Annotated in this window: 18 protein-coding genes and 5 pseudogenes; 13 read left to right on the top strand and 10 right to left on the bottom strand. The window is 69.2% G+C overall.

From position 1 onward, the window contains the following. Nucleotides 1-8: 8 nt before the first annotated feature. Entirely contained in the window at nt 9-1,199 is a 1,191-nt protein-coding gene (locus ACIREI_RS05940) for an IS110 family transposase (RefSeq protein ID WP_403327765.1), read from the bottom strand. A gap of 316 nt (nt 1,200-1,515) precedes the next feature. Here ACIREI_RS05940 and ACIREI_RS05935 point away from each other — a divergent pair, with 316 nt between their 5' ends. Then, nucleotides 1,516-2,544, top strand: coding sequence for an IS110 family transposase (locus tag ACIREI_RS05935; protein ID WP_403327763.1), 1,029 nt, complete (start codon nt 1,516-1,518; stop codon nt 2,542-2,544). Nucleotides 2,545-2,832: 288 nt separating this feature from the next. Here the strand turns inward: ACIREI_RS05935 and ACIREI_RS05930 are convergent. Then, nucleotides 2,833-3,230, bottom strand: a pseudogene (locus ACIREI_RS05930) (transposase family protein); the annotation flags it as partial. Between the two features lie 287 nt (nt 3,231-3,517). On the opposite strand from ACIREI_RS05930, the pseudogene ACIREI_RS05925 reads away from it, so the two are divergent. Continuing rightward, nucleotides 3,518-4,703: pseudogene (locus ACIREI_RS05925) on the top strand (IS110 family transposase). Nucleotides 4,704-4,997: 294 nt separating this feature from the next. Further along, the gene (locus ACIREI_RS05920) at nt 4,998-5,450 is read left to right on the top strand and encodes a hypothetical protein (protein ID WP_403327762.1); all 453 of its coding nucleotides are present in this window, start codon (nt 4,998-5,000) and stop codon (nt 5,448-5,450) included. A 304-nt stretch (nt 5,451-5,754) separates the two neighbouring features. On the opposite strand, the gene ACIREI_RS05915 is transcribed toward ACIREI_RS05920, so the two are convergent. Genes ACIREI_RS05915 through ACIREI_RS05900 form a run of 4 tightly spaced genes read right to left on the bottom strand, consistent with a single transcriptional unit; the run spans nt 5,755 to nt 10,417 of the window. Then, complete coding sequence (locus ACIREI_RS05915; protein ID WP_403327760.1) at nt 5,755-5,988, bottom strand: hypothetical protein; 234 nt, start codon at nt 5,986-5,988, stop codon at nt 5,755-5,757. Next, on the bottom strand, nt 5,964-6,248 hold the full coding sequence (locus ACIREI_RS05910; protein ID WP_403327758.1) for a hypothetical protein: 285 nt from the start codon (nt 6,246-6,248) through the stop codon (nt 5,964-5,966). Before ACIREI_RS05910 ends, ACIREI_RS05915 begins: the two co-directional genes overlap by 25 nt. A 48-nt stretch (nt 6,249-6,296) precedes the next feature. Continuing rightward, complete coding sequence (locus ACIREI_RS05905; protein WP_403327756.1) at nt 6,297-7,439, bottom strand: NAD(P)/FAD-dependent oxidoreductase; 1,143 nt, start codon at nt 7,437-7,439, stop codon at nt 6,297-6,299. After that, nucleotides 7,436-10,417: a LodA/GoxA family CTQ-dependent oxidase gene (locus ACIREI_RS05900; protein ID WP_403327754.1), complete on the bottom strand. Its 2,982-nt coding sequence runs from the start codon at nt 10,415-10,417 to the stop codon at nt 7,436-7,438. The genes ACIREI_RS05905 and ACIREI_RS05900 overlap by 4 nt, the downstream gene beginning before the upstream one ends. A 255-nt stretch (nt 10,418-10,672) precedes the next feature. Here ACIREI_RS05900 and ACIREI_RS05895 point away from each other — a divergent pair, with 255 nt between their 5' ends. The 9 genes and pseudogenes from ACIREI_RS05895 to ACIREI_RS05855 all read left to right on the top strand — a co-directional run bounded on the left by ACIREI_RS05895 (nt 10,673) and on the right by ACIREI_RS05855 (nt 23,057). Beyond that, nucleotides 10,673-11,059: a hypothetical protein gene (locus tag ACIREI_RS05895; protein WP_403327752.1), complete on the top strand. Its 387-nt coding sequence runs from the start codon at nt 10,673-10,675 to the stop codon at nt 11,057-11,059. Nucleotides 11,060-11,063: 4 nt separating this feature from the next. Then, a pseudogene (locus ACIREI_RS05890) lies at nt 11,064-11,224 on the top strand (DUF3151 domain-containing protein); the annotation flags it as partial. A gap of 452 nt (nt 11,225-11,676) precedes the next feature. Further along, the gene (locus ACIREI_RS05885; protein ID WP_403327750.1) at nt 11,677-13,422 is read left to right on the top strand and encodes a relaxase/mobilization nuclease domain-containing protein; all 1,746 of its coding nucleotides are present in this window, start codon (nt 11,677-11,679) and stop codon (nt 13,420-13,422) included. A gap of 68 nt (nt 13,423-13,490) precedes the next feature. Continuing rightward, the gene (locus ACIREI_RS05880) at nt 13,491-13,898 is read left to right on the top strand and encodes a hypothetical protein (protein WP_403327748.1); all 408 of its coding nucleotides are present in this window, start codon (nt 13,491-13,493) and stop codon (nt 13,896-13,898) included. Nucleotides 13,899-14,270: 372 nt separating this feature from the next. Continuing rightward, nucleotides 14,271-19,571, top strand: a complete 5,301-nt coding sequence (locus ACIREI_RS05875; protein ID WP_403327746.1) for a sacsin N-terminal ATP-binding-like domain-containing protein — start codon at nt 14,271-14,273, stop codon at nt 19,569-19,571. A 34-nt stretch (nt 19,572-19,605) separates the two neighbouring features. Next, nucleotides 19,606-19,905 (top strand): annotated as a pseudogene (locus ACIREI_RS05870) (transposase); the annotation flags it as partial. After that, nucleotides 19,899-20,003, top strand: a pseudogene (locus ACIREI_RS05865) (transposase); the annotation flags it as partial. The pseudogenes ACIREI_RS05870 and ACIREI_RS05865, both read left to right, overlap by 7 nt. 462 nt (nt 20,004-20,465) lie before the next feature. Beyond that, a complete protein-coding gene (locus ACIREI_RS05860; protein WP_403327744.1) occupies nt 20,466-21,404 on the top strand; it encodes a serine protein kinase RIO in 939 nt (312 codons plus the stop codon). A gap of 372 nt (nt 21,405-21,776) precedes the next feature. Next, nucleotides 21,777-23,057 carry a hypothetical protein gene (locus tag ACIREI_RS05855; protein WP_403327742.1) on the top strand — a complete coding sequence of 427 codons (1,281 nt, stop codon included), beginning with the start codon at nt 21,777-21,779 and terminating at the stop codon, nt 23,055-23,057. A 10-nt stretch (nt 23,058-23,067) separates the two neighbouring features. Here the strand turns inward: ACIREI_RS05855 and ACIREI_RS05850 are convergent, their stop codons facing one another. From ACIREI_RS05850 to ACIREI_RS05835, 4 genes are all read right to left on the bottom strand, one after another. Then, complete coding sequence (locus tag ACIREI_RS05850) at nt 23,068-24,153, bottom strand: IS630 family transposase (protein WP_403327741.1); 1,086 nt, start codon at nt 24,151-24,153, stop codon at nt 23,068-23,070. A 284-nt stretch (nt 24,154-24,437) separates the two neighbouring features. Then, entirely contained in the window at nt 24,438-24,614 is a 177-nt protein-coding gene (locus tag ACIREI_RS05845; RefSeq protein ID WP_403327739.1) for a hypothetical protein, read from the bottom strand. A 248-nt stretch (nt 24,615-24,862) separates the two neighbouring features. Next, a complete protein-coding gene (locus ACIREI_RS05840) occupies nt 24,863-25,087 on the bottom strand; it encodes a hypothetical protein (protein ID WP_403327737.1) in 225 nt (74 codons plus the stop codon). Between the two features lie 36 nt (nt 25,088-25,123). After that, entirely contained in the window at nt 25,124-25,396 is a 273-nt protein-coding gene (locus ACIREI_RS05835) for a DUF317 domain-containing protein (protein ID WP_403327735.1), read from the bottom strand. 348 nt (nt 25,397-25,744) lie between these two features. Between ACIREI_RS05835 and ACIREI_RS05830 the strand changes: the two genes are divergently transcribed. Then, the gene (locus ACIREI_RS05830; protein ID WP_403327734.1) at nt 25,745-25,879 is read left to right on the top strand and encodes a hypothetical protein; all 135 of its coding nucleotides are present in this window, start codon (nt 25,745-25,747) and stop codon (nt 25,877-25,879) included. The last annotated feature ends 156 nt before the right edge of the window (nt 25,880-26,035 follow it).

Genomic DNA, 26,035 nt, shown 5'->3' with positions numbered 1-26,035 from the left:
TGAGGTTGTCAAGCCGCAGCAGTGACGGGGACTGCTGGGTCGTAGCACCGTCCGTCACGGATGAGGGCCCACAGGACGTTCACGCGTCGCCGGGCCAAGGCGAGGACGGCCTGGGTGTGCCGCTTGCCCTCGGCGCGCTTGCGCTCGTAGAAGCGGCGGGAGGCGTCGCAGGTACGGATGCTGACGAGCGCGGAGGTGTAGAAGAGGCGTTGCAGTCCGCGGTCGTAGCGGCGGGGCCGGTGCAGGTTGCCGCTGACCCGGCCGGAGTCGCGGGGCACGGGGGCGACTCCGGCGAGGCTGGCCAGCCGATCCGGGGTGCCGAAGCGGCGGAGGTCGCCGGCCGTGGCAGCCAGGAACTCCGCGCCCAGCAGCGGTCCGATGCCGGGCACGCTGCCGATCACCTCGGCCAAGTCGTGGGCGCGGAACCGGGCCTCGATGAGCTTGTCGATCTCGGCGATCTCCTCGCACAGGTCCCGTATCTCCTTCGCCAGAGTGCGGACCACCTGGGCGGTGACCTTCTCCCCGGGCAGGGCGGTGTGCTGGCGCTCGGCCGCCTCCAGCGCGGCCGCGGCCAGGGGCTCGGCGCCGCGGACCTTGCGGCTGCGCAACCAGGTTTCCAGACGTCTGCGGCCGATCCGGCGCAGGGCGGCGGGGGTCTGGTAGCCGCTCAGCAGGACCAGTGGGCCGAGATTGCCCAGTTCCAGCGCCCGCTCCAACGCGGGGAAGATGCCGGCAAGTTGGCCGCGCAGGCGGTTGGTCTTCCGGGTGCGGTCGGCGACGAGGTCGGCCCGCCGGTTGGTGAGGATGCGCAGTTCGACGACCTGTTCGTCCTCCGGCCGCAGGATGGTCAGGTCCCGGCGCATCCGGGCCTGATCGGCGATGACGGTGGCGTCCTTGGCGTCGGTCTTGCCGGTTCCGCGGTAGCCGGCAGAGGCGCGGTTGACCACGAGGCCGGGTATGTAGACGAGCTGCTGGCCGTGGTTGAGCAGGATGTTGATCCACAAGGCGGCCATGCCATCGGCGACGTCGACCGCCCAGACGACGTCTTCGTCCAGGACCAGGACTTCGGCGAGCAGGGCCAGCAGCTCCGGCTCGTCGTTCAGTACCCGCCGGGACAGCAGCCGGTTGCCTTCACTGTCCAGCACCACGCAGTGGTGGTGGGTCTTGCCGATGTCTGTCCCTGCCCAGATTCGGGCCACGGGTTCCTCCGGTCGTTCGATGTACACGTGCGTTACGACGACGACCGCGCCGACGTGGTCCTACTCAGCGATGCACCCCAGGGGCCCGCAGCTCCTAATCAGTGGCCGAGGTCGTCGTGAGACACCGGCGGCCAGGTCAGGTGAACCATCGGGGGCAACCCTATGAGAGCCATACCCGGTGTCTCTGGATCTCTGGACCTTACGACTGGCCCGTCCAACCCGATCAAGAAGGTAGGACCCTATGAGGGCCGGGGCTCCCCAGGAGGCGGTCCGGCGGGAAGATGGGCTCGGGGAGCCGGGTCGAAGAGGGCCCGAGATGCAGGCATACGTAGGGATCGACGTGCATCGCCGCCGGTCGCAGATCGCCGTGATGGACGGTGGCGGTCGTACGGCGGTGAATCGGAACGTGCCCAACGGGCGTGAGACGCTGCGGGAGGTGATCGGCGACCTGCCCGTCGGCACGCCGGTTGCTTTCGAGGCGGCCTTCGGCTGGGGCTGGCTGCTCGAGCTGCTCCAGGACCAGGGCTTCGAACCGCACTTGGCGCACCCGCTGCAGTGCAGGGCGATCGCGGCCGCCCGACTGAAGAACGACAAGGTTGACGCCGAGACCCTTGCGCACCTGCTGCGGGCGGACTTGCTTCCGGAGGCGTGGATTGCCCCGCCGCACGTCCGCCAGCAGCGCACAATCCTGCGCCATCGCGCCCAGTTGGTGCGGTTGCGCACATTGCTGCGCAACCGGATCCACGCGGTGCTCGCCGATCACGGCTTCGACCGCAAGGGCGCGGCACGCAACTGCTGGAGTGCTCGGGGCCGTGCATGGATGCATGAGCTGCCGCTGCCGGCGGCCGCGCACATGGTGGTCGCTGACTTGCTGGAGACGATTGATGCGCTGCAGCAGGTCATAGACCGTCTCGACACCGCGCTGACGCAGACGGCCAAGGCGGACCCGCGGGTGAAGGCTCTCACGGCCCTGCCCGGCATCGGCCGGCTTACCGCACTGATCATCCTGGCGGAGGTCGGCGATGTGTCCCGGTTCGGGTCGGCCCGCAAGCTGGCCTCGTGGGCCGGGCTCACCCCAACGGTGCGCGGTTCGGACCGTACCGTGCGCTACGGACACATCTCCAAACAGGGCGACCCGTGGTTGCGCTGGATCATGTGCGAAGCCGCACACGTCGCGAAACGGAGCCCGGACTACATCGACTTCTACGCACGTATCGCCCACCGCCGCGGCAAGAAGATCGCCATCATCGCGGTCGTTCGCAAACTCCTCACCCGCGCCTACCACGTGCTGCGTGAGGCCGACGAGGCGGCGCGTGACACAACGGAGCCGTGCTCCTTGCCATGACCGACCAACGCCGCCTGCGGGGAAGGACGCAAGCCCCGGGTGCGCTCGAGAATGTGCATGAGACGCCAACGACGCTCTCGATGACCTGAATGAGCAGCCCGGTCCCGGACCACGGTCATGGCGCCGATTCCCGGCGCCGAATGGGTGCGTGTGAGTCCTCTCCGCCCGACCACGCCCCGGGACACCGCATCGCGTCCCCACGTTCCATAGCGTCACCCCATCCCGACGGAGAACCCGGCCGCCGGAACAGGTGACTCTGTGCCTTGACACCCCCAGCCCTCATGGGTGCACGTTTGCTGAGAAGCGGTAGTTACGCGAGGAGGCACCCACACCTCGGTCACACACCGGGACGAGGGTGCCGTCCACGATCCACAACCGCTCGACGGCCTCCTGCGGGGCACGTACCGGCTCGAGCGCGAGCAGCGGCCCCAGCCGCTGGATCACCCGGCACACGGTCGCCGGGGAGATACCGAACAGCGGGGCGAGCTGCCGCATCGTGAGGTTCGTGCGGTAGTGGACAGCCACCAGCAGCACCCGCTCGGCCAGCGGAAGCCGCCACGGACGACCCCACCCGCACCCCTCACCACCACGTTCCCGAACCGCCCTCAGCAGCCGCCCGAACTGCTCAACCCGCAGACCGGTGAACGTCTCCACCCAGACCGACTCGCCCTCAACGCCCCACCCATACAAGGGAAATGCCCTGATCACGGCGTTCTGCAAAGCGCTTTAAAGGCTGTCCTACCTTTCAAGGCATGGGTCTGATCCGATCACTCGTACGATCGGAGGGCCCGGGGGCTGGGCTTCGGGTATGGCTGTAAAGGCTGAGCCGTTGGATGGCTTACGGGACTTGGCCGCCCGGAGCTCCGCGACGACTCGACCGCAAATTGGGAGACGCGACTCGATCGCTGCTGTAGGACAACGCCGGCGAGGTCGTCTGCGGGATCGATGCACGACGAGCTGGCGGAGGTGGCCCGTGCCCGAGATCTGGGCCGGTGTAGACATCGGCAAGACACATCACCACTGTGTGGTGATCAACGCGAAGGGTGAGCGGCTGCTGTCGCGCCGGACCCTCAACGACGAGACTGAGCTGCTGGCGCTGATCGGCGATGTGCTGGCGTTATCCGACGATGTGCTGTGGGCCGTCGACCTCAATCATGGTGGTGCCGCCCTGCTGATCGGCCTGCTCACTGTCCACAGCCAGTCCATTTCCTATCTCACCGGCCTTGCGGTCCATCGGGCCTCGGCCACTTACCGGAGCGAGGGAAAAACTGACGCGAAGGACGCCTTCGTCATCGCCGATCAGGCGCGCGTCCGCCGTGACCTGGGGCTGCTGTGGCCCGGCGATGAGATCGCCACTGACCTTCGCACCCTGAGGACCCGGCGCCTGGATCTCGTCTTCGACCGCACCCGCCAGATCAACCGCCTCCGGGCCCAATTGCTGCTTCCCTGCGTTGGAGCGGGCACTGGACCTGGCGAATAAGGGCCCGATCATGTTCCTGACGGGATATCAGACTCCGGCAGCGATCCGTCACGCAGGCGCGAAACGGATCGAGACCTGGTTGAAGAACCGCAAGGTCAAAGGTGCCGCCGCACTGGCTCGCACCGCCGTGGAGGCAGCGCAGGCCCAGCACACCGCGTTGCCCGGCGAGTAGCTGGCAGCCGCCATGGTGGTCCGCCTCGCGAAGGCAGTGATGGCCCTCGAAGAGGAGATCGTGGAGCTTGATGCCCTCATCGAGGCGAGGTTTCGTGAGCATCCGTACGCCGAGGTGATCCGCAGCCTGCCCGGTATGGGCGCACGGTTTGGTGCCGAGTTCATCGCCGCAACTGGCGGGGACCTGGCCATCTTCGGCAGTGCGGACCGGCTGGCAGGCTTCGCCGGCCTGGCTCCACAGCCGCGTGACCCTGGTCGTGTCAGCGGAAACCTGCGCAGGCCCTGCCGCTACCACCGCGGCCTGCTCCGGACCATGTACTTGTCGGCGATGGCCAGTCTCAAGTCCTGCCCTGCCTCCAAGGCTTACTACCAGCGGAAGCGCAATGAAGGGAAGGGGCACAAACAGGCCCTCCTTGCCCTCGCACGCCGACGTGTCAACGTCTTATGGGCGATGATCCGTGACAGAGAGAGCTACCACATTCCACTCCCCGTCGCGGCATCAGCTTGAATCAGCATTGGGAAGTCCCGTAACCGCGGGTCACGGGTGAGATGATCTTGTCTGTTGTGATCGCGGCGTCGGAGTCGGCTTGGATAGCCCCGTTCGCCGGGCTGACCCCACCTCAGTCAGTTCAGCAAGCTGATCGCCGCGCTGCGCGACGAAGGAGCGGACCCGGTTCGCAGCGGGCGCCGTGGATGGTTTCGGCTAAGCCGAGCCGGTGCTCTGAATGGCCTATTCCGGGGTGCTCGTCATCTGCGGCTCGACTAGGCTGCAATTATCCCTAATGAGTCGGAGGCCCATTAAATGCGCGTGCATGAGCCGAGCGAGTTTTTGTCCATGCTTTCCCTGTCTGAGCTGCCCGATCCGGCGGAGGTGTCAGTCTTTGGCATTGTGAAGGTCGTCGAGGGGTCTTCGGAGGTCGTCGACTTCACCACGTCGCTTAGGTGCGAAAATTGGCTTCAACTTCCGGTCGAAATGGTCGATTCATTTACCCATCTGAAAAATATCCCATGCCAAGACCATGAACATCCGCTCGTCAGAGTCAAGTTCAAGCAGCCTGACGAAGCGCGCCAGGATTTGGCATTCCTGCTTAAGATGCTTTCCTGGGCGCAATCCTCCTCTTCTCGCCTTCGAAGGCGTCCAACGCGCGTCACTCCAAGTGAACGGGAGGACGGTTGTGATGTGTGGGAGTTGGGTGGTGAATACTTCGTGTGCTGTCAATATGCTGGAGGAGTCGATTGCACTGGAATTGTGTAACAAGCGGCGCTTGTGAGGTCGGATTGGGGCATAAACTAAAGCCTGTCCCGCAGTTTCTTGCGCGGGACAGGCTTCGTTGCGGTCGTGTGCGGCGCCCAATTCACGCAGCTGTGCGCCGGAAGCCTCACGCCACTCGTCCGCGACGTTGCGGGTTTCATCCAGGGCTGGATCGCGACTCCCGCCGGGTGTATAGGCCGGAGATCGATCTGCACGTAGCGGTACGTGGGCGCAGTACCACGCCACGCCCGCTTGGCGCCTGCTTGCTCCGCTTCCGTGCCCGTCCGGAGATACTCGAGCAGCGCCGTCATGACCCGACGGCGTCCGAATGCGTAAACCGCCGGCTCGACGAACCAGCGACCACATTGTCCTCCGACGGGTGCGCCGCCCGGTGTGCGCTCTCCCGGAGCGGCTCGATCCGTACGCTCGCATGCGCCGCCTCCAGGTCCAGAGCCGGGCTGCCCTGCCGGGTCAGCTCGTCGACCAGGGAGTCCACGGCGTACAGCCGCAGCTGGTTCAGCCGCTCACGCTCAAAGAGCACCCACTCCTCGTTCCAGCCGGGCAGCAGCTCACCGCCGCCCAGCAGGACTGGTGGCGCGGGGCCGTGCGGGGTGGAGCCTCCGCGCGCACGACGCTGAGCGCCGTCTCGGCCAGGGCCTGGGCGTCCACCCGCAGGGCATCGGTGAGCGCCACGGACTCCCCGCTGCACCGCACGAGCGGCCGGTCGCCGTGCGGCAGCTTCCACAAGGTGGTGCGCAGACTGCCCCGAGCATGCTCCTCGATGACATTCGGCCACAGCATCCCGGCGAGGACGCTGCGACATGGCCGGCACCACGCAGAACATCTGCCTCAACCCGGCGTGAGGACCCCGGACAGGGCCGCCACTGCCGGGCGGCGCCGCGCCCAGAACGGCGACGACACCCAGCGGGCTTCGTCGGCGTAGGCCCGGGCGTGCAGGGCGAGGTAGCGCGCCGCGATCCCGTCGACGAAGGCGTGGTACGCGACTAGGGCGCCCGCCTCGCCGCGCAGGGAGTCGTCGACGGCCGCGGCCGCGCGGGCGCCGGTGTGCAGGGCCGTGAGGATCCCCTGGGAGGAGAGCGGGTCGCAGGCGAGCGCGGCGTCCCCGGCGGCCACCCAGCCCGGCCCGGCCGGCGGGGCGAGACGCTGCCCGTGGGCTGGCGCCCATCGCGGTTCAGGCAGCCGCCCGGCGGCGTAGCCGTCCAGCCGGGTCCGTACGTGCCGGGTGCCGGCCGCCCCCTCCAGGAACCCGGTGGCGGTGCGCAGCCGAGGCTCGACCAGGTCGAGGTCGGTGAGGTGTGCGACCAGCCGCCCGGTCGGCACCCGTGCGGTGTACCACCAGCCGCCTGGCGCCGACTCGACGAGAGTGCGCAGGTCCTGGTCGGCCGGTACGGGGCCGGTCAGCAGGGCATACGCGGCGACGAGCCGATCCTGCCGCAGGCGTACGGCGCCCTGCCGGGCGATCACCGCGCGCCGGCCGGTGGCATCCACTAGCCACGCGCAGGGCAGCTCCCGCTCCACCCCGCGCTCGCGGACCACAAGCCGCCACGCCCCCGGCCGGCCGGTCCGGCGCACCGCGACGCCGCACACGGGCCGGGCCCCGGCTTCCTCGGCCGCGCCGCGCAGGAACGCGTCGAAGCGGACGCGGTCCAGGTGCCAGCCGTGGCCGTGCGGGTCCATGACGTGACTGCGTCCGTGCAGCTGCTCCGAGCCCCAGGCGGCGTCGGTGCCGGTGCAGGGCAGGTGCCCGCCGGTGTCGAGCCCGGCCAGCAGCCCGAGGTCGCGCAGCAGAGGCCGGGCGGCGGGCGGCAGGGTCTCGCCGATCCGGTACGGGCCTGCTCCCCGCGGCCCAGGGAGGTCCCGCGGCCGGGGGGCGAGGAGCAGGACCCGGCGGCCCGCGCGGGCCAGGCACAGCGCCGCGACCGACCCGGCCGGCCCGGCGCCCGCCACGACCGCGTCGCAGCCGCCCGTCACTGGCGGTCCGTCAAGCGGGTCATTTTGTTGATGAAGCCGGCCGAGACCTCATCGTCGGGCGGCTCGGCCATCGCTACGGCCGCGGCCACGGCGTCGGCCCGTACCGCCGGATCGGCGGCCTCCGGCACGTGCACGGTGATCAGATTGCGTTCGCGGGGCGGTGCGGGCTCGGGAGCGAAGGTCACTTCGGACTCCACCAGCATGGTCTCCGGAAGCCCAGGGGTGTCCTGCGGTCCGGGACGGCGCTCGACGATGCCGAGCTTGCCGAAGTCCCGGACCATCGCATTCATCTGGGGCTCGTAGCCGGTGGGCAGCCAGCGCAGCCACACGGACCTGCGTTCGAAGGCGAGCCGGCGCTCCTCCTGAGGCCGCGCGGGGTCCATCGCGATCGTGTACTCCTCCTCGGCCAGGACGTGATTGGGCACCTTGGCCGGCCAGAACGTGGGCAGGTACGGGTCGTAGCGGGGCCCGAAGCCCTGGTCGTAGCCGGAGCGGCAGCTCGCCGTGTCGGTGTGCCAGGGGACGGCCATCCACCGGGTGAGGTGGCCGGGCCCCTGCGCGTACAGCGGGCCGTCGACCCCGAGTGCGGCCTGGGGCGTGAGGGCTCGGCCGTAACTCTGGTCGGGCAGACCCGGGTCGCGGTGTTTGATCCGGAAGGGCGCCGAGTACATCGTGGCGTGCCGCATCGGCCAGGTGAGCTCGCAGCCAGGGTGGAAGGCGTCGGCGAGGCAGAACGACAGCGCGGCCCGGTCCAGCGTAGCGGGGCGCTCGGCGAGCGGAACGTCCTCCAGCCTGGTTACCGGAGCGGCGGCCGGATCGAAGTCCTCGACGAAGGCGCCGTCCATCCAGCGCGTCAGCAGGTCATACTGCAGGGGCGAGAGGGCGAGGTGCTGGCGCGGGGAGACCGGCGGCAGATTCACGGCGTCGCCGTACACCGAGGGCCAGGGGACGGTGGACATGCCGTCGCGGTCGAGGTGCCGCAGCGATGCCCAGACCTGGCGCCGCAGCTCTTTGTGGACCGGGTCCTTGCTCGCCAGCCGGGTGAGCCGCTCGGGCGCCAGCAGATGGTCGCGGCCGCCGTGGCCGAACTGGACGGCGAGTCCGTGGTTGACCCACTGCAGGTCGCACAGCCGCCTCAGCACCGGCAGCACGTCGTGGGTGAAGGAGACCCGCTGCGGGCGTGGCAGCAGCCCGGCCGTCACGTAGGTGTCGCGGAGCAGGTCGTAGAGCGTGCGGACGGACTTGAGGCCGGGCGCGTAGTCGGGAGGCGCGACGACAACCCAGGCGGGCTCGACGGGGATGGTCCGGCCGTCGATCCGCACCTCGGCCCGCACCGGCCCGTCGGCGATGTCGTCGTGCCAGCCGTCGTTGTTGGCGTAGTCGGTGGCGGGGAGGTTGTCCGCCGACGCCGCCTTGCCGCGGCCGCCGAGGAAGAGGAGCCTGCCGGCCCGGTCGGTGCGCAGTTCACCCAGGTAGACGGGGGTGCCCATGAACGCACCGGTGTCGAACCGGAGCTCGGGCAGCCCGGCCCGGTCGCGGCCGCGCACCGACCGGGAGCCGGGGTCGATGACCAGCCGGCTCCGGGGCCGGACGGTTGCGTTGCGCAGTCTGCTCTCCGGGGCCTGAGCGGCCTCCGGGATGTCCAGGGCGAGCTGGAACTGATACCAAGCAGCCTTCTTATTGGCCACGTGCACGGTCCACCGCACGTCGGCGTTGTCCGCGGTCAGCTCGGCGACCGCCTCCCCTGCGGCGTTGAAGCCGTACACCCTGAAGCGGACCGCCTGCCGCTTCAGGGCCCCGGTCGCGTCCTTGTACGACGCCTCGGTGGGCCCAGCGTCGACCTCGGGGGCGAGGAAGAACCCCTCGGCGCTGTCGCCGACCCGGGCCACGCCGATCGCCGGGTGGATGGCGGCGCGGACGATCCGGGTGTCGCGGCCGGGCGGCTCGGTGGACGCCGGCCGTGCGGGGCCGGGCTCGGTCACGGGGACACCGTTGGCGTCGCGCCGCCGCGCGGCCGAGGCGAGGTACACGACCCGGCGGGCCTCAGCGATGCTGCCAGCCGGGCGGTGCTCGGGCAGGGAGTGCCAGGGGTTGAAGGCGAGGTTCTCGCCGTACGCGGCCTGACCGCGCGCCTCGGTGTTCTGCTGATGCAGGGTCAGCCTGGCCACCCGCACCGGAGCGCTCGCCGCCTCGTCCCAGCGGACCGTGGCCCGGTCCAGAGGCATACCGTCCGGGTCGGTGCGCAGCTGTACGAACAGGTCGAAGGCCGCCTCCCCGGCGGCCAGCCGGTGCCGCAGGTCGCCGCGGAAGAAGGACGGGTCCTCGTCGGGCGGCACGGCCTGCGGATCGCCGTCCGGGCAGCCCGCGGGGACCAGCTTGTACTTGACGTGCCGCTCGTCCCCGAAGCTGTACGGAAGCACGCTCCAGTACGTGGCCGTCAGCGTGCTCTTCTCGGCCTTGGCCATGTCCTGGAGGACCGTCCGGGTGACCGGATGGCTGTCCAGATAGGCCTGGAGGGTGTTGTCGACCACCCCGGCCCGGGTGAATTCGCACATGTCGCGGGCCGTGTCGACGAAGAACACGTCGTGGTTCTGGAGCAGCAGGTCCTGGGTGCCTGCGGTGCTGTCGTCCGCCAGGACCTTCACGCCGGGCACCCCGAAGAGCTTGATCCCGATGCCGAGGGTGGTGCGCAGGTCGGACCGGGTGGGCACGGTGTCGCTGGAGAACCGCACCCAGGCGGTCAGCCCGCCCTGGGCTCGGGCGGCCTCCAGGAAGCCGACGCGCAGTTCCTCGGGCAGGTCGGCGTCGACGGTGAGGACGCCCCGGGCGGAGCCGTGGACCTTGAGGAAGACGGGCCGCAGCGCGGGTTCCTGCCCCTGTGCGATCCGCCTGCCCTGCACGAGGTCCACGAACATGGCGCGCAGTGCGCCGGTGGGGTCGTCGGCGCAGTCGGGCAGGGGTTCCATGGGTCCGGACATGGGTGGCGGGCCTTCCGGGCGGGGTCTTTCTGCCACTGTCTGTGGGGGGCCCGAGGGCCGCCAGCCCGCCGGGCCCGGGGGAGTGAGGAGCAGCTTCCGCCGTGCGGGGCAGACGAGTGGCGCATACGGCGGGAAAGGGGCAGAAGGAAGATCTGGGCCTACTCATGGCCGGCTTCCCCGCACCGGCTCTCTCCGTCGCGCGACGGGGGCCGCTGTGCGCCCAGCCATCCGACCCATGGGATTCGAGGAGTCACCATGGCCACGTACACCAAGCCCGCGCTCAATCCGCAGACCTTCGAGAAGCTAATCCAGCGGCTGAAGCAGGACGAGCAGGAACGCCGCAGGGCGATCGGGATCGTCCAGAACGACGGCGTCCTGGCGTTCGGGGACGAGTACTTCGCGCTCGCGGACAAGCAGCCCGACATGCTGGTGAAGGTCACCTCCGACCCCGCGGAGGCCTTCCGGTGGAAGGCGCTGATCAGCCAGGGACTTGCCGACGGCATACCGATCTCCATCGTCCTGGTGGAGAGGGAGTCGTCCATCGATATCGGCATCCACACGGGGGGACGTGGACATCGACATTCACATCGAGTGCCCCATCTGAGCCGCCGGCCCGCCACCCGGCCCCGTCGGGCAGACTGACCCCATGGCCATCCTCGAGAGCCTGCTGGGAGGACCGCCCCCCCCACCTGTCTGCCCGAGGAGCCGGAGCCGCGTGAGCTGCTCGCGGCTGGCACCGCGCCCGACGAGGTCGCCGCGCAGTACCCGACCTCCCCTGAGAGGTGGCGACCGGTCGTGGGGGACGCTGGCGCTGAAGCTGGCGCACTACACGTACGGTGCCGAGGATCGGCTCCGCTCATGCCTGCAAGCCGAGCAGGTCGCGGCGTGGGTCGGCATCCTGGGTGAGCGGCGGCACCATTTCGACCTGGAAAGACGCGGTCCCGGTGACGGGAATCCGTCCATCGTCTAGGTTCATCGAGTCGAAAAAGGCCAGGCATTTGCCCACGCACTGGACGACTCGGCCGTCGACTCGGAAGACCGCTCCTGCCTCGTAGTCGACATCGGTGCTCTGACCCTGCCAAACGGCTTCAAGTACCACAACTCACCGCGGCGTAAAGGCGTCTTGCGGGGAATACCTAGAGACAGACTGTCCTCACACAGCCCTCGTCGGATGGAAGGCCGGACGACGCGGTCGCCCGTGTTCTGCGCGCGGCGGACCGGGTCGAGGCCGCCGCGATCGAGATCGCGCGGCGCTGACGGTGGTACCCGACATCTCTACCGGCAGCCGGACTTACGGACTGCTCAACTACCTCTATGGCCCCGGCCGTCGGGACGAGCACACCGACCCGCACCTCGTCGCGTCCTGGATGCCAGGGCTTGCCCCCGACCCCGGACGCGATCCGGCCGCCACGCTCAAGCAGCTCACCGACCGGCTCGACCTGCCAGTGCTCGCCCTTCCGAAGAATCGCCGTCCGGCCCGGCACGTGTGGCACTGCCCCGTTCGCACGGCACCCGGCGACCGTCACCTCAGCGACGCCGAATGGGCCGAGGTCGCCCGCCGCATTGTCCACGCCACCGGTATCGCCGAGGATGGTGACGCGAAGGCCTGCCGGTGGATCGCCGTACGCCACGCCGACGACCACATCCACATCGTCGCCACCCTCGTCCGCGAAGACGGCCGCCGCCCCCGCCGTCACGAGGACGGCATCCGTGCCCAGGCCGAGTGCCGAAAGATCGAAGCCGAGTTCGGCCTTCAGGTCCTCAACGGCGGCGACCGCACCGCCGCCCAGCGCCCCACCAGCGCCGAACGTTCCAAGGCCGAGCGATCCGGCCGTACCGAGACGCCACGCGAGACGCTGCGGGAGAGCGTCCGCCACGCTCTGGCCGGAGCCGCCAGCGAGGAGGAGTTCTTCCACCGCCTGGCCGAAGCCGGCCTTCGGGTCGAACGGCGCACCGCCCCGTCCGGCGACACCCTCGGATACAAGGTCGCCCTCCCCGGCGACCGCAACCGTGACGGCGAACCCGTCTGGTTCTCCGGCTCGAAACTCGCCCCGGACCTCTCTCTCCCCAGGATCCGCCAGCGCCTCGACGTGGGACCGTCCGATGACGAGTCCGTCGCCGACCAAGCCGGTGAACGAGCACCTCGCCCGGCCCGCGCCCGACGCCAGGCAGCCCCGGTCGCCGAACGGGCGGCATCGATCCTCGCCGGGAACGACGACGAGGACTCCGCCGCCCAACTGGTCGGCGTCGGCGAGCTCCTCGACGCACTCGCCCACACCGCCCCGGCCTCGACCCGCAAGGAGCTCGCCGAGGCCGCTCGCGCCTTCGAACGCGCCACCCGCTCCCACATCCGCGCCGAGCGTGCCGACAACCGAGCCATCCGCTCCGCCGCCCGCGGCATCATCCGCGCCGGCAACGCCCTCGGCAAAGGCGAAGACGGCGGCACCACCGCGATGCTCCTGTCCACGATGGTCCTCGTCACCATCGCCGCCGTGCGCTGGCACTCTGCCCGCGGCCACGCCCAGCAGGCAGCCGCCGCCCAACGAGCCGCGCAACACCTGCGCAGCGCCTACCGATCAGCCGCCGCTGCCCCCATGCACGCGATGCGCGAGCACGGCCGTCGCCTTCCCGAACCCGTACGAGAGCGGTACGCCGGCACCCTCGAAACCGCTCTGCCCGAGCAGGCCCACTCCGTACGCCGCGAGCCCGGTTGGGACGCCCTCGCCGCCACCCTGGACCAGGCCGAGCGCGCAGGACACGACCCCAATTCCCTGCTCCGGCAGGCCATCGAATGGCGCGAACTGGACACAGCGGACAGCGTCACCGACGTCCTCGTCTGGCGACTGCGACGCATCGGCAAACTCCCCGCCACCATGGACCCGCCCTGTGCCCGTACGAACGCGCCGACAGCGCAATCACGCTCCCACCCGTCCCCGCCACAGGCGCCCGAGACGACCGCTGAGATCCGCCATGTCGCCCCTCGCTCCCGAGGACCGAGGCGCTGAGCAGCACAAAGAGCTGGACACCGACCGCCAGTGCCTGTTAGGGCTGGTTGATTATGGAGAAGGAGACGATGCAGATCCTCGACGAAGTCCTCCACCCTCAGAGAACCGTTCTGCCGAAGACGGCCCTCGGTGACGACCCTCTGCTGCGGCTCCAGCAGGAGACGCAGCTCGGCGACGGCAACATCGGTCTCCGTGCCACCACCCACCCCGAGGAAATCGTCATCACCGGTATCCCCGTGATGTGCCCGCAGTGCGGCGCCCGGCGCGACTGGATGGTGATCTGCGACCGCAACGAGATCAGCATCCGCTGCCGCTGCGCACATCAGTGGGTCGAGTGCGAACTGACCCGAGCGGACTACGAGGCGATGATCGACGTCGGAGGGCATGACTACCCGAGCCTGGAGGCTGCGGCCCAGGCCGCGGGCTACGACGGCACGCTCGCCGGCGTCTATCTGACCGAGCCCAGGCCCGAATAGGGCCTGCGACCAAGCGCCGTAGACGCCGCCCGGTGGCGCATGCACTCAGGCTCATGAGGTTTCCCGAGAACGACCAGCTCTCGCTTAACCCGCGTTTGATCACAACCGCAGACAGCCCCTAGCACCCGCCTCTGACAATTCGGGCTGCCGACGAGCTTCTTTCGGTCGTCCCGCCGTTAACCACATCTGAGGGTGCCCGGACGTCGCAGGGGACCGAGGGGGCCCACCCCCTCTCGCATCGACATGTGAGCTTTCAGGGAATTGGCTGGAAAACGTGGCTGGTGCCCCCTTCCGGACACACTGACGAGCACGATTCCCGGCAGGCACGCACAGGCATGCCGGTTCAGCGAGGGGGGAACGGCCATCACACCGATGAGGGGCAACGGATCAGGGGCGGGGTTCGGGGACGCGATCACCGCCCTGACACGACGGCGGATTGAGATCTTCGACGGGGCGGGAGGAGACTGGCGCTTCGCCGAGAGTCTGAAGTCCGTCAGCGAGGACACGGCCAAGGAGTACGAGGGCCGCACGATCCTGGAGCTCATCCAGAACGGACACGACGCCCTGGCGGCGGGGGGCACCGGCAGGATCGCCGTGCTGGCGATCCGCCAGGAGGACGGTGGTGGTGTCCTGTACGTCGCCAACGAAGGCACCGGATTCACCGTGGAGAACTTCAAGGCCATCACCGAACTGGCCCTCTCCAGCAAGGGAGCCGGTGAGGGCATCGGCAACAAGGGGCTCGGCTTCCGTAGTGTGCTGCAGCTGACCGACTGGCCGGAGATCTACTCCAAGGCGTCGCCCGCCGCCGACTCGTTCGACGGCTACTGCTTCCGTTTCGCCCGACCGGACGACATCCACGCCGTCGTCGACGACCCCGCCCTCGCCGCCCGGGTGATCAAGGACGTCTCCCCGCTGGCACTGCCGGTGCCCGCCGAGGCCGCGGACCCCGTGCTCAAGGAACTCGCCACGGACGGCTACGCGACTGTCGTACGACTGCCGCTGCGCAACGACCACGCCTGGAGCCTCGTCGTGGCGCAGGCCGAGAACGTGGTGGACGACGAGGCGCCCCTGCTGCTCTTCCTCGACCGCGTACGGGAACTGGTCGTGGAGATCCGTGACGGGGCCGAGGGCGGCACACGACATGTGCTGTCACGTGCCCAACGCCCCTGGGACCTGGTCGCGTCCCGGACCGCGGACTGGATCAGCGAGGTCGACCTCGGTGACGCCGGGCGGTATCTGCTGGCACGGCGGACCCTGGACACCGAGGCGCTGCGCGTGGCGATCGAGCGCAGCGTCGACGTCCACGGGATCGACGCGAAATGGCTGGACTGGCAGGGCGAGGCGTGGGTCGGGGTCGCGCTCCGACTGGACCGGCCGCTGTCGCGGAACGGCCGGATGTACACCTTCATCCCGATGTCGGAGGCGTCCTCCGCGCCGTTCCCGGGCCACGCCCACGCGCCGTTCTTCACCAAGCTCGCCCGGCTCGACATCAGCGAGGCGGTGGCCCTCAACGATCTGCTGCTCGACCAACTGGCGGTTCTTTGCGTGGAATCGGCCAGACGCCTGCGTAACGAGACCCCGCACGCCCGCGCCGGGGACCTCGTCCTCGACCTCATGTGCTGGGAGACCCCGGACCGCCTCGGCAAGGCGGTGGACGGGCGGCTCGCCGTCGAGCCGTTCCTCCCCCTGGAGGGCGGGGAGTCCTGGGGCACCTTGAGAGACACCTACGCCTGGCCGGACGGCCGACGCCCCTGGCGGGTCCTCACCGCCGGGGCGCTCGCCAGGGCCGGAGCCCATCTGCTGGCCGCCTCCGCAGGCCAGGACCGGTACGCCCGTGCCGACCGGCTGGCCAAGGCGGTCGTCTCCCGGGCTCTGCGTCCTCCGCTGGTCAGGACCGCCGACTGGGTCGAGGCGGTGGCCGAGGAGATCCGGGCAGAAGGCGGTGAGTCGCCGAGCCCGCGCTGGGCGGACTTCTACAACGACCTGGCCCATGCCTTCACCGGCCAGCACACCGCGCTGCGGGGCCGGCGGATCGTCCTCGACCAGGACAGCGGCCTGCGGCCTGCGCTCGGCGGTGTGGCGGAGCAGGGAAAGAAGGGCCAGAAGGAAGGCACCGTCTTCTTCCACCCCGGGGACGAGGACGACGGCGCCGGTACCCGCGTCCCCGGCGACCTCAAGGCGCTGCGCCGACGTATCGCCTTCACCCACCCCGACATCACCTGGGAGAGCCTCGGACGGGACTTCCTGCTGCGGGGCGGGCTGGTCCGCTCCTACCAGCTGGACCAGGTCCTCGACGCGCTGCACGACCTGCTCGGGGCACGGCCCTCGGAGGCCCTCAGCCGCGACGCCCTCACCTTCGCCCTGCGGCAGTTCCCGGCGCTCACGCCGGGGCAGCGCGACCGGCTGTCGCGGATCGCCTTCCGGGTCCCGCTCGCCGACGGCGGCTGGGCGAGGGCGGCACGCTGCTCGATCTCGCCGGGCTGGGGCACCGAAGGCGCGCAACGGCTGGAGAGGTTCCTCAAAGCGGGCGGTTCCCGGATCCCCAAGCTGGCGGACCAGCGGCGGCACTGGATCAGCGGCCCCGACGACTGGCCCGCTCCGGTGCGGGACCGGGAGGTGTACCTCGAATTCCTCACGGCCGTCGGCGTGGTCGACGGACTGCGGCTGTCCGTTGTCGGCGACCGCCTGGGAGCCCAGCAGGGAAACGATCTGGCACCCCGTGGCCTGGCCCTGCGGTTCGGCCTCGGCGACGACGTGGGGCCTGTGTGGACGGCGGACGTACGGTCCCGGTGGACCAAGTTCGCCCACCCGTGGACGCCCTACGCGTTCCAGCGGCCACTGGCCCATCTCCCGGGAGCGACCGAGGTGGCGGGCCTCGGCCCCACCGCACGGCGGGAGTTTGCCGAACTGCTCATCCTGGGGTTCCGCACCTGGGGCGACGAGGTGTTCGACGTCACCGTTTACCGGCCCGAGCACCCGCACAAGAGGGACGAGCACTCGTGGCCCACACCGTTCGCGTCCTTCCTGCGGCGTACGCCCTGGCTTCCGGTGGAGGACGCCGAGTCGGACGGGCCGGTCTTCGTCACGCCCGGCGAGGCGTGGTTCAGCACTGACGGGGAACTGCCCGGGTTCGTCCCCGCGTTGCCGCTGCAGTCCCGGCGGCTTCTCACCGACAAGGCCGCGGCCGCGAGGCTCCGCCGGTGCGGGCTGCGGAGCTGGGAGGACCCTCGGCACGCCGGAGCGGCCGTCAAGCACCTCGGCGAGATCCTCCACCGGGGAGACGTGCCGACGCACCTCAGCGTCTCCTTCAAGAAGCACTACGGGCGGGCGTGGTCGCACCTCGCGCAGAACACCCGCTGGCCGTGGCTCACCGGCGAGGAGGTACGGCTCGTGGTCAGTCGCAGCAACGCCCTCGGCACCTTCGTACCGACGGCCGAGGACATGCCCGTGCACGTCTGCGACGAGCAGGCGCCGCTGAAGGAGGCACTCGTCGAACTGGCGGGCCATCCCGTCCTGGTCGCCGGACCGGAGAGCGGGGACGCCATCGTGGAGATGGCCGACGCGCACGGCATCCGCACCCTGCGCACGTCGGCGACCGATGTGCAGATCCGCCACCGCGACGGCGAACCGATCACCCCCACCGGACACGCCGACACGCTCATCGACGGCAGGGAATGGCTCGTCACGGTGGTGGCCCTGGCCGTGGAACTGAAGTCCGGGGCGTTCCTACGCCGCAGCGAGCGCGGTGTGCGGGCCCTGCTGGAGCGGCTGCGCACCGTGCGTGTCGTCCGGGCCGACGAGGTGGAGGTCGTCATCTCGGGCGTGCTCACCGAACCACCGCCCACCACCCGCGCTCTGCCGCTGCAGGACGCCGAACATCCCATGGTCGTCGTCTGGCGCACCGAAGAGGGCTGGGATGAACTGCAGGCGTGCACGTCCGCGCTCGCCCAACTGCTGGGCAGGCCGGGGCTGCAGGACGCGCTGGAGCTGGTCCTGGTCAAGCTGGAACGGCAGCTCGACACCCATGATCCGGAAAGGATCGACGACCGCACCCTGGCGATGGCACTGGACACGACCGAGGCCAAGGTCGCCGAGATCAGACGCAATCTCATGGGAGACGTGCACGACACGGTACGACTGCTGCGCCCGGCCCTGTGCTGTCTCCTCGGCTCCGCATGGGACGAGGAGAGCGCGCGGGCGCTCAACCGCGCGGCAGGCGAGGACGAACTCGTCCAGATCGTCGGTCGGTACACCGTCTCGCTGCCCATGCCCGCCGCCGAACTCGTCGCCCTCGCCCGCTCCTGCACCACACCGGCCGAACTCCGTGATGAACTGGGCCTGGACTTCCAGCGGTTCAACGAGGCGCTCACCACGCTCGGCCCCGGCTATACCCCCTACTCCCACCCCGATCTCCACGAGCAGGCCTTCGGCGACTTCGTACGCCGCCACGCCGGCACCCTGGTGGACCGGCTGCGGGAACGGTACGTGGCGGCGGCCCGCGACGGCGCGGACCTCTCCGCGTACGCCGGAGCCCGTCGACTCCACGACCTGCTGCCGGACCCCGACTGGCTGCCCCGGTTCGTCACCCCGCCCGAGGACGAGATGCGGGCCAGGGCACAGGCCTGGCTGCGCTCGCACGGCGCCGACGACGATCTCGGCCGAACCACCGATCTCCCGCCCGTCGACCAGCTCCGCGAACTCAACACCGCCGCACTGGACCCCCTGGTTCCGGCGCTGGCCCGGCTGGTGTCCGCCTGGTGCCGCCGGCACGGAGCACCCGTACCGACCGGCTGGCAGGGCGCGCCCCTGCTGGAGGCGCGGACCTTCCTCGACGGCTCCGGGCTAAGCGACCTCATCGAGCTGAGCGAGGGACAACTGCTCGACGTGGTGCGGCGCGGTGTGGGCTGGCCGACCGGCATGCCACTCACCGCCGACGCGGGGCTCCTCGGCCTCACCCCCGCCGACCTGGCGCCCCGGACCGGACCGGCGCAGGGCACCGCCGGATCACGCGGGGCAGGCCCGGCCACGATCATGATCGGCGAGAAGGAGGTCGCCGTGGGACGCGACCACTTCTCCGCCATCGCGGACCTGGCCTCCAGGACCGTCGACGAGGCCTTCCTGGCTCAGTCCGGCAAGGTACGCCTGGACATGGTCGCGCCGGTGCCCCAGCCCAGGCGGGGCGGGAGTTCCGGCACGTCGCGGGTGGTCGTGGCCCGTCTGCACCAGGTGAGTGAGGACCAGCGGTCGGCCATCGGTCTGGTCGGGGAGGTCGCGGCACGGGCCTGGCTCCAGCGCCATTACCCCGAGGTGCGCTGGCGGTCGGGGTACGCCGCGGTCATCAACGGCGACCGGGAGGCATCGGATAGCCTGGGGTACGACTTCGAAGTCGCCTGGCGTGACACCACACGGCTTTACGAGGTGAAGGCGCTGAGCGAACCCGTCGGCGAGCGCGTGGAGTTCGAGCTCGGACCGTCCGAGGTGGATGCCGCGCGCACCCACGCGCGTGGCGGTCGGTACCGGATCCTGCTGATCACCGCCGCCCTGGACCCGGAGCACCGTCAGGTGTTCGAACTACCCAACCCGTTCTCGGCAGCCGGTCGCGAGCGGTTCCGGATCGTGGGCAAGGGGCTGCGCTATCAGTGCTCGCCGCTGCGGAACAGCCGACGGCCGTGAGCTGAAGCGCACGATGTCCCGAGTGCCGGGGAGCGGCCGGTCTCGCGGCGGGGTGACCTCCAAGATTCACCTGGCCGCCGACCGGCGCTGTCGGCCGATGGCGATCGTCCTGACCGCCGGGCAGGCCGCCGACAGCCCTCAGTTCATCCCGGTACGGAACAACGTGCGGGTCCGTCTGCCGGTCGGCCATCCCCGCACCCGGCCCACCGCCGTGGCGGGGCGACAAGGCCTACCGCTCCGGCGCCAACCGCGCCCACCCGCGCAAAAACGCCGCATCAAGGCGGTCATCACGGAGAAGAAGGACCAGGCCGCCAACCGCAACAAGACGACTGCTATCTGCGCGGGTTGATGCTGGATGGGCGACGCAAGTCGATCCAGGCGATGGCTGCTTGGCTCCCGGATGGCAACGAGCAGAACCTGCAGCAGGAAGTCGAGGTCAAAGCGCGACAGGTCCTGGGTAGCGCGCACACCGAGGACGGTCCGGCCGTGCAGCCGTTCGGTGCGGAAGGAGTAGCCGTCCCAGACGTCTTAGTGCAGCACGTCGATGCCGCCGTTGCCGCCCTGCGGGAAGTACGGGTCTCCCACCCCCCTCGCACCGGGCGTCGGGGCCCGCTCGGTCACCGCGGCTCCGGCGGCAACGACCAGGCCAGCGTCAGCCCAAGCAGGGGCGGGACGAGCCCGGTACGGAGGATCACTCCGGAAACCTACGGCACCGCAGGGCCCCTCGACGCGGGCCCACTTTATTCGGTTGCCGCTCCCCGCGTCCGCCCCTCACCATGGGCGAGACACCGGGAGCTGCCCGGTGCTCCACGAGAGGAGGCACGACCGTGACTACGACTGTCCTCGGCCTGCCCGCAGACCGACTCCCTCTCGCCTCATGGAGCACCTCCAGCGATGTCTCACGACGATCACTCGCAGCACTCTCAGCACCCGGCAGTTCCTGACGACTTCATCACCGACCCCTGTCGCCACGTCCCGCCGCCGGACGGCCTGAGCGACATCGACGACCGGTTCGTCTTCGACTTCCATTCCTACGACGACCTCGAGGACGGCCAGCGCTGGTCGACCTGGCTCAGCGTCGAACCCCTCTGCCGAGGCCCCGAGCCGCTACCGGACTGGGTGGTGACCTCGCAGGGCGCGATCGACACCGAGCTCGGCGTCCTGAAGACAGGCAAAGAGGCCGACGTCCACCTCGTCGAGCGCGCCGACCCGCATGACCCCGCCGCCGGCGTGGTCATGGCAGCGAAGCGGTACCGCTCTCCCGAGCACCGGACCTTCCACCGCGCCGCGTCCTACACCGAGGGCCGCTCGATGAAGCGCTCACGTGACGAGCGGGCCATCAAGCGGAAGAGCACCTTCGGCCGACAGGTCGCGGCCGGCGAGTGGGCGGCCTCCGAGTGGGGTGCACTGGTGCGGCTCTGGAACCTCGGGCTGCCGGTTCCCTACCCGGTCCAGATCGACGGCACCGAGATCCTGATGGAGTGGATCACCGCCGTCGACGAGGACGGCGCCGTCGCGACCGCGCCCCGGCTCGCCCAGACCCGACCCTCACCCGAACTGCTGGCGGCCTACTTCGAGCAACTCACCGATGCGCTCGCGACGATGGTGCAGAGCGGCCTCGTACACGCCGACCTCTCGGCGTACAACATCCTGGCGGCGGGCGAGCGGCTGGTCATCATCGACCTGCCACAAATCGTCGACCTGGTCGGCAACCTCAACGGGATGACCTTCCTCCAGCGCGACTGCGCCAACATCTGCGGCTGGTTCCGCTCGCGGGGCCTCGAGGTCGACGAGCACACGCTGTTCGCGGAGCTGATGGCGCACGCCTTCTGAACCGGGCGGGCTAGTGCTTTTGACCGATTAGGTTCACCGGCTTGGTCAGGCTGCGGCAGCCGAGAGGGCGTCCACCCCAACGGATGCCCTTCTCGCTCACGCCACGTTGCGTTGCAGGGGTCACCATTTCGCGCCCCTCCAGTGGCCGCCCGTCAGGGGATAGGCGAACCCGCCTGGCCGGTGTTTGCACAGGTCAGCGGGTGCCCCTCCGAAAGCTCAAGAGATTTCGGGAATTCGGGCAGGGAGAGAGCAGCAGCCACAAGGGTGTGGCGGGGCGTGAGGTGGTGATGCTGATTCGTTTGCCCGAAATATGTCGGGGCCCAGCCCTACAATCGGCCGGGGCGTCGAGTTCGGTCGAGGGGGCTACACGAAGTGTCGCTGAGCGATGAGTCCGAAGAGATCGTCGTCCGTGTAGCGGAGGATCGAGCCGTCGTGATCGGTGCCCCCTCCGAGATGAAGCGTTCACGTTGGGGGCGCTGGGTTGCCGACCTCACCTCCGGCGAATGGGCAGCTCTCGTGCGGACACTGGACCCTGCCGTCCGGTCCTTCATTGAGTCTCAGCGTCTGACCGCCCGTCTGGTCGAACTCGACCAGACCTCTCGCGAGGTGATGAGGGTCGGCAAGGTGATCACCGAGGGAGGGGGCTGGATCCAGAGCGCTATCCGTAACGACCGAGGCCGAGTGACGCGTCTGATGCGTATCCGTCCCGCCACGGGTGTCGCCGCCATGTCAGGTGGGGCGGCCATCTTGGGTGCCATCGCGGCTCAAGCTCAAACGGCCGAGATGACCCGGGATATCAAGGCCATTCGGCAGGGGCTGGACGAGATCCGCGAGCACCTGCAGACCGACCAGACCGGTGCTGTCGAGAATGCCGTCGAGCAGGTCGAGGATCTGGTCGCGCGGCTACGTGCTCACGGCGAGCGCGGCGTCGAGGCGAGCGACTTCTCGGTCGCAAGGAACAGCCTGGGTGATGCGAGGCACAAGTGCCTTCACCATCTCCAGGATGTGGTCTCGAGGCTGGAGAACGCCGAGCAGAGGTCCCCACGCAAGGCGGAGAAGAGCCTGAGTGAGGAGGCGGTGGAAGAGGCGATGCTGTACCTCGACCTGATGGCGAAGTGCTACGCGGCCACGGTCCAGTTCGGACTCGCCGAGATCGCCTTCGAGTATCACAAGAAGAAGCCTGACGTGGCCAGGACCCTGGCCGAGCGCATCACTCAGTCCACCGCGGAGCTCCGTACTGAGATCGAAGACGTCCATGGCCGGCTCGGCCGGCTTGACGAGAGCATCCGTGCCCAGTTCCGGCCCGCGTCGAAGAACATGAACGTGCCGTCGTCGGTGGCAGACGCAGTGATCGCGACAACCGCGTCTGCCACCGCGAAAGAGCTGGCAGGAAAGTCCGTGACCCTGGGTCGACTTCGTGGAACGTCGATCTCGCTCCCCGCGACTGCTGTCGCCGTTGGTGCCGGCGCACTGCTCCTCGCCATTGGAGGCGTCCACGCTGTGGCTCAGCCCCGTGCGATGAGGAAGCTGGACGAACGCCTGGGACAGCTCGCGGAAGCCAGCGGCAGAAGCTCCCAAACCCTCCACCAGGCGGCACCGAGCCTTGAAATGCTCCGAACCCTGACCGAAGAGCTTGCCGGACCCGACAAGTGAGTTCACCGGACTAGTGACCTGGTCCGGAGATGCGTGAGCAGTAACGGCAGATGCGGTCGATGATCTGGTCGGCGGTCTTGGTCCACTTGAACGGCCTGGCATTGCTGTTCCAGATCTTGATCCAGTCCTCGAGCGCGGTCTTCAGTTCGTCCAGGGAGCAGAACACACCGCGCTCCAGGCAACGCCGTTCCAGCTCGGCGAACCACCGTTCGACCTGGTTGATCCACGACGAGTAGGTCGGGGTGAAGTGCAGGTGGAAGCGGGGATGATCCACCAGCCACCGATGAACGACCGGCGCCTTATGAGCCGAGAGGTTGTCGCAGATCACGTGGACCGCCAGCCGGGGGTCGGTCTGGCGGTCGATCTCGTCGAGGAAATCCCGGAAGTCGACCGCGCGGTGCTGCGCGGACAGCTTGCCGATCACCTTCCCGGTGGCCGTGTTCAGCGCGGCGAACAGATCCACGGTGCCGTGCCGGACATAGTCGAAGCTGCGCCGCTCCGGCGTGCCCGGGACCATCGGCAGCACCGGCGCGGTCCGCTGAAGGGCCTGGATCTGCGGCTTTTCATCCACCGCGAACACCGCCGCGTTCGCCGGCGGGGCCAGATACAGCCCCACCACGTCCCGGATCTTGTCGATCAGCAGCGGATCCGGGGAGATCTTGAAATCCTCTGTCCGCCACGGCTGCAGGCCGAACGCCCGCCAGATGCGGTGCACACTGGTCGGCGAGATCCCCACCCGCTTGGCCAGCTCCCGTTTCGACCAGTGCGTGGCTCCTTCGGGAACCTCTTCCAGGGTGCGCACCACCACCTCCTCCACCTGGGCGTCGGTGATGGTCCGCGGCACCCCGGGACGCGGCTCATCGGCCAGGCCGTCCAGCCGGTCCCGCAGGAACCTCGCCCGCCACATGTTCACCGTGGAGCGGGCCACCCCCAACTTCCGTGCCACAGCACTGTTCGACTGCCCCGTGGCGCACTCAAGGACGATCCGCGCCCGCTTGGCCAAACCCTGAGCGGTCTTACGGCGGTTCGCCCATCCCTCCAGCGTCCTCCGCTCGCCCTCAGAGAGCACGAGCGGGTCTAACCGCGGTCCAGGCACACACCACCATCAGACCGCAGAACTCAAGACCGGGACACTAGGAACCTTCGGCCTGCTGCCAGAGGCGGAAGCCCCGGGCCTGTTCCGCGCGTCTGCGGAACTCCGCGGCCCGCCTCATGCGGTTCGTGACGCGGCCCTTGGAATTTCCGCACGCACTACAGGCAGTGCTAGCCCACTCAGGGGCAAGAAGCACTCGGTCGTCCGAGACAGGACTGCGATGTCCCAATGCCACTAGGGCTGCCCCATCTTGGGGCAGCCCTCGGAAGTTCGCGGCGGGCGGATGGTCAACCGGTCGCCAGGTGGTTGGCGAGGTGGAGAGCGTCGGTGGCGATGGACAGCGCGGTGTGAAGCCCAATGACCTCGTGAAGGGTGGGGCGTACGACGGCGGTCCAGTCGCCGTGGAGGTCCGGCCAGCTGGCGAGGAGGACCTCTGCCGAGGCCAGACGGAGGTGAGCGGTCACATCCATTCCGTCTCCGAGGCTGGGCCCCCAGCTGAGCAGGATGGAGCCGGGATGGAGACGCTCGGGCTCCACGTCGGTTATCCACACTGTGTGGATCGGCTGGGTGGGATGAGGAGGCACGCAGCGCAGGAGTGCGCCGCGCACCGACGGTGGCATGGGGTGATGGACCAGATCACTGAGAAGGAGATGTTGCGAGGAGTCGGAGGAGTTGATCGGCGAAGCAGCGGGACGTGTCCGCGGGGGGCAGGTCATACGTCGGCCCAGTCCAACTGGTTGCGGACGGCCGGCGGCAGTACGCCCTCCTGGCCGTTTTCAGCGATGTAGACGGCTCCACTCGATCCGGTGATCTCCACGATGCGGCCGATGCGGTGGGCGTAGGGCCAGTCGGGATTGATGGCGAGGCACACGGGCAGGTCGGGGTCGAAGGTCTGGAGCTGATGAACCAGTTGGCCAACGGTGATCGCGTAGGGCAAAACAGCCTCCTGAGCGATGAGAGTGCGGAGCGGGTGTCACACGCAGGTGCAGTAACGGGTGGGGAGGGCGATCAGAGCAGCGAGGAATCCGGCGACGGCCTGTGCCGGGGTATCCGGTCCGAAGGTCTGGCGCCAGGCCCTGGTGCCGTCGTTATCCGTGACGTGGATGTGCCACAGCTCACCGCGTGCTGCCTCCCGGCTTTCGGGGAGGAAGCCCACGTACACGCGTCGGTCGGGGCCGGAGCAGTGGATGTTGCAGTCCAGGTCGGTGACGACGTCCCATCCCTGGTCCTTGAGAAGGTCGGTCACGGGTCGGGCGCAGTGGCATTCGAGGAGCCACTCACGCTCGCCGAGGGTGGGCGGAGGAGGTTCTGCGAGAGGCCGGAGCGTGGTTGTGGCGGTGAGCGTCACGAACAGAGAACCCTTCGTTGACCTGCGGTTTTTCCGGGCTCCCGTACGTTGACATGGTCTTGGGCGGTGTCTCCAGTCGTTGCCCGCGGTGTGCGTCTGCCGTGGGCGAACTGGGCGCGGATGCGACGGGTGATGTCCGACTAGGGCGGAATGAATCGGCCATTCCGGCAGCTGTTGCTGGGGCGGCCGTTCGCAAAGCCAGGGCGGCGACTAGGGAGGGCTGGTTTGGGCAGCGAGGAAGCTCACATGCGTGACGAGGTGGCCGACGATATCGAGGCGGCGGCGTTGGGCCGATCCCGGATGGCTGATGGGCGGCGGGTCGTGCTCAGCCTCGAGGAGTTGGTGCGGCTGGTGGACGCCGAGGCTGACGGATCGGTGTGAGGGAGTGGGCACGCGTAGCCTCTCAAGGAAGGGGCCGACGTCAGGGTGAGCTGCGGCCGCTATGGACTGAAGCCTTATCGACTCCTCAATGCGCGTTCCCACCGCCTCATCCGTGGTGCCGCGGCATGCTGCACAGTTATGGAACAGGTGGTCACG

The organism is Streptomyces sp. NPDC093591 (assembly GCF_044764885.1).
Lineage (GTDB): Bacteria > Actinomycetota > Actinomycetes > Streptomycetales > Streptomycetaceae > Streptomyces.
This window is presented reverse-complemented; position numbering and strand designations above follow the sequence as displayed.

Excerpts from the sequence above, each read along its gene's own strand:
- ACIREI_RS05895 (WP_403327752.1), top strand. The coding sequence starts at position 10,673 with ATGGCCACGTACACCAAGCCCGCGCTCAATCCGCAGACCTTCGAGAAG.
- ACIREI_RS05920 (WP_403327762.1), top strand. The coding sequence starts at position 4,998 with ATGCGCGTGCATGAGCCGAGCGAGTTTTTGTCCATGCTTTCCCTGTCT.
- ACIREI_RS05880 (WP_403327748.1), top strand. The coding sequence starts at position 13,491 with ATGCAGATCCTCGACGAAGTCCTCCACCCTCAGAGAACCGTTCTGCCG.
- ACIREI_RS05830 (WP_403327734.1), top strand. The coding sequence starts at position 25,745 with ATGCGTGACGAGGTGGCCGACGATATCGAGGCGGCGGCGTTGGGCCGA.
- ACIREI_RS05935 (WP_403327763.1), top strand. The coding sequence starts at position 1,516 with ATGCAGGCATACGTAGGGATCGACGTGCATCGCCGCCGGTCGCAGATC.
- ACIREI_RS05900 (WP_403327754.1), bottom strand. The coding sequence starts at position 10,417 with ATGTCCGGACCCATGGAACCCCTGCCCGACTGCGCCGACGACCCCACC.
- ACIREI_RS05860 (WP_403327744.1), top strand. The coding sequence starts at position 20,466 with ATGTCTCACGACGATCACTCGCAGCACTCTCAGCACCCGGCAGTTCCT.
- ACIREI_RS05910 (WP_403327758.1), bottom strand. The coding sequence starts at position 6,248 with ATGCTGTGGCCGAATGTCATCGAGGAGCATGCTCGGGGCAGTCTGCGC.
- ACIREI_RS05875 (WP_403327746.1), top strand. The coding sequence starts at position 14,271 with ATGAGGGGCAACGGATCAGGGGCGGGGTTCGGGGACGCGATCACCGCC.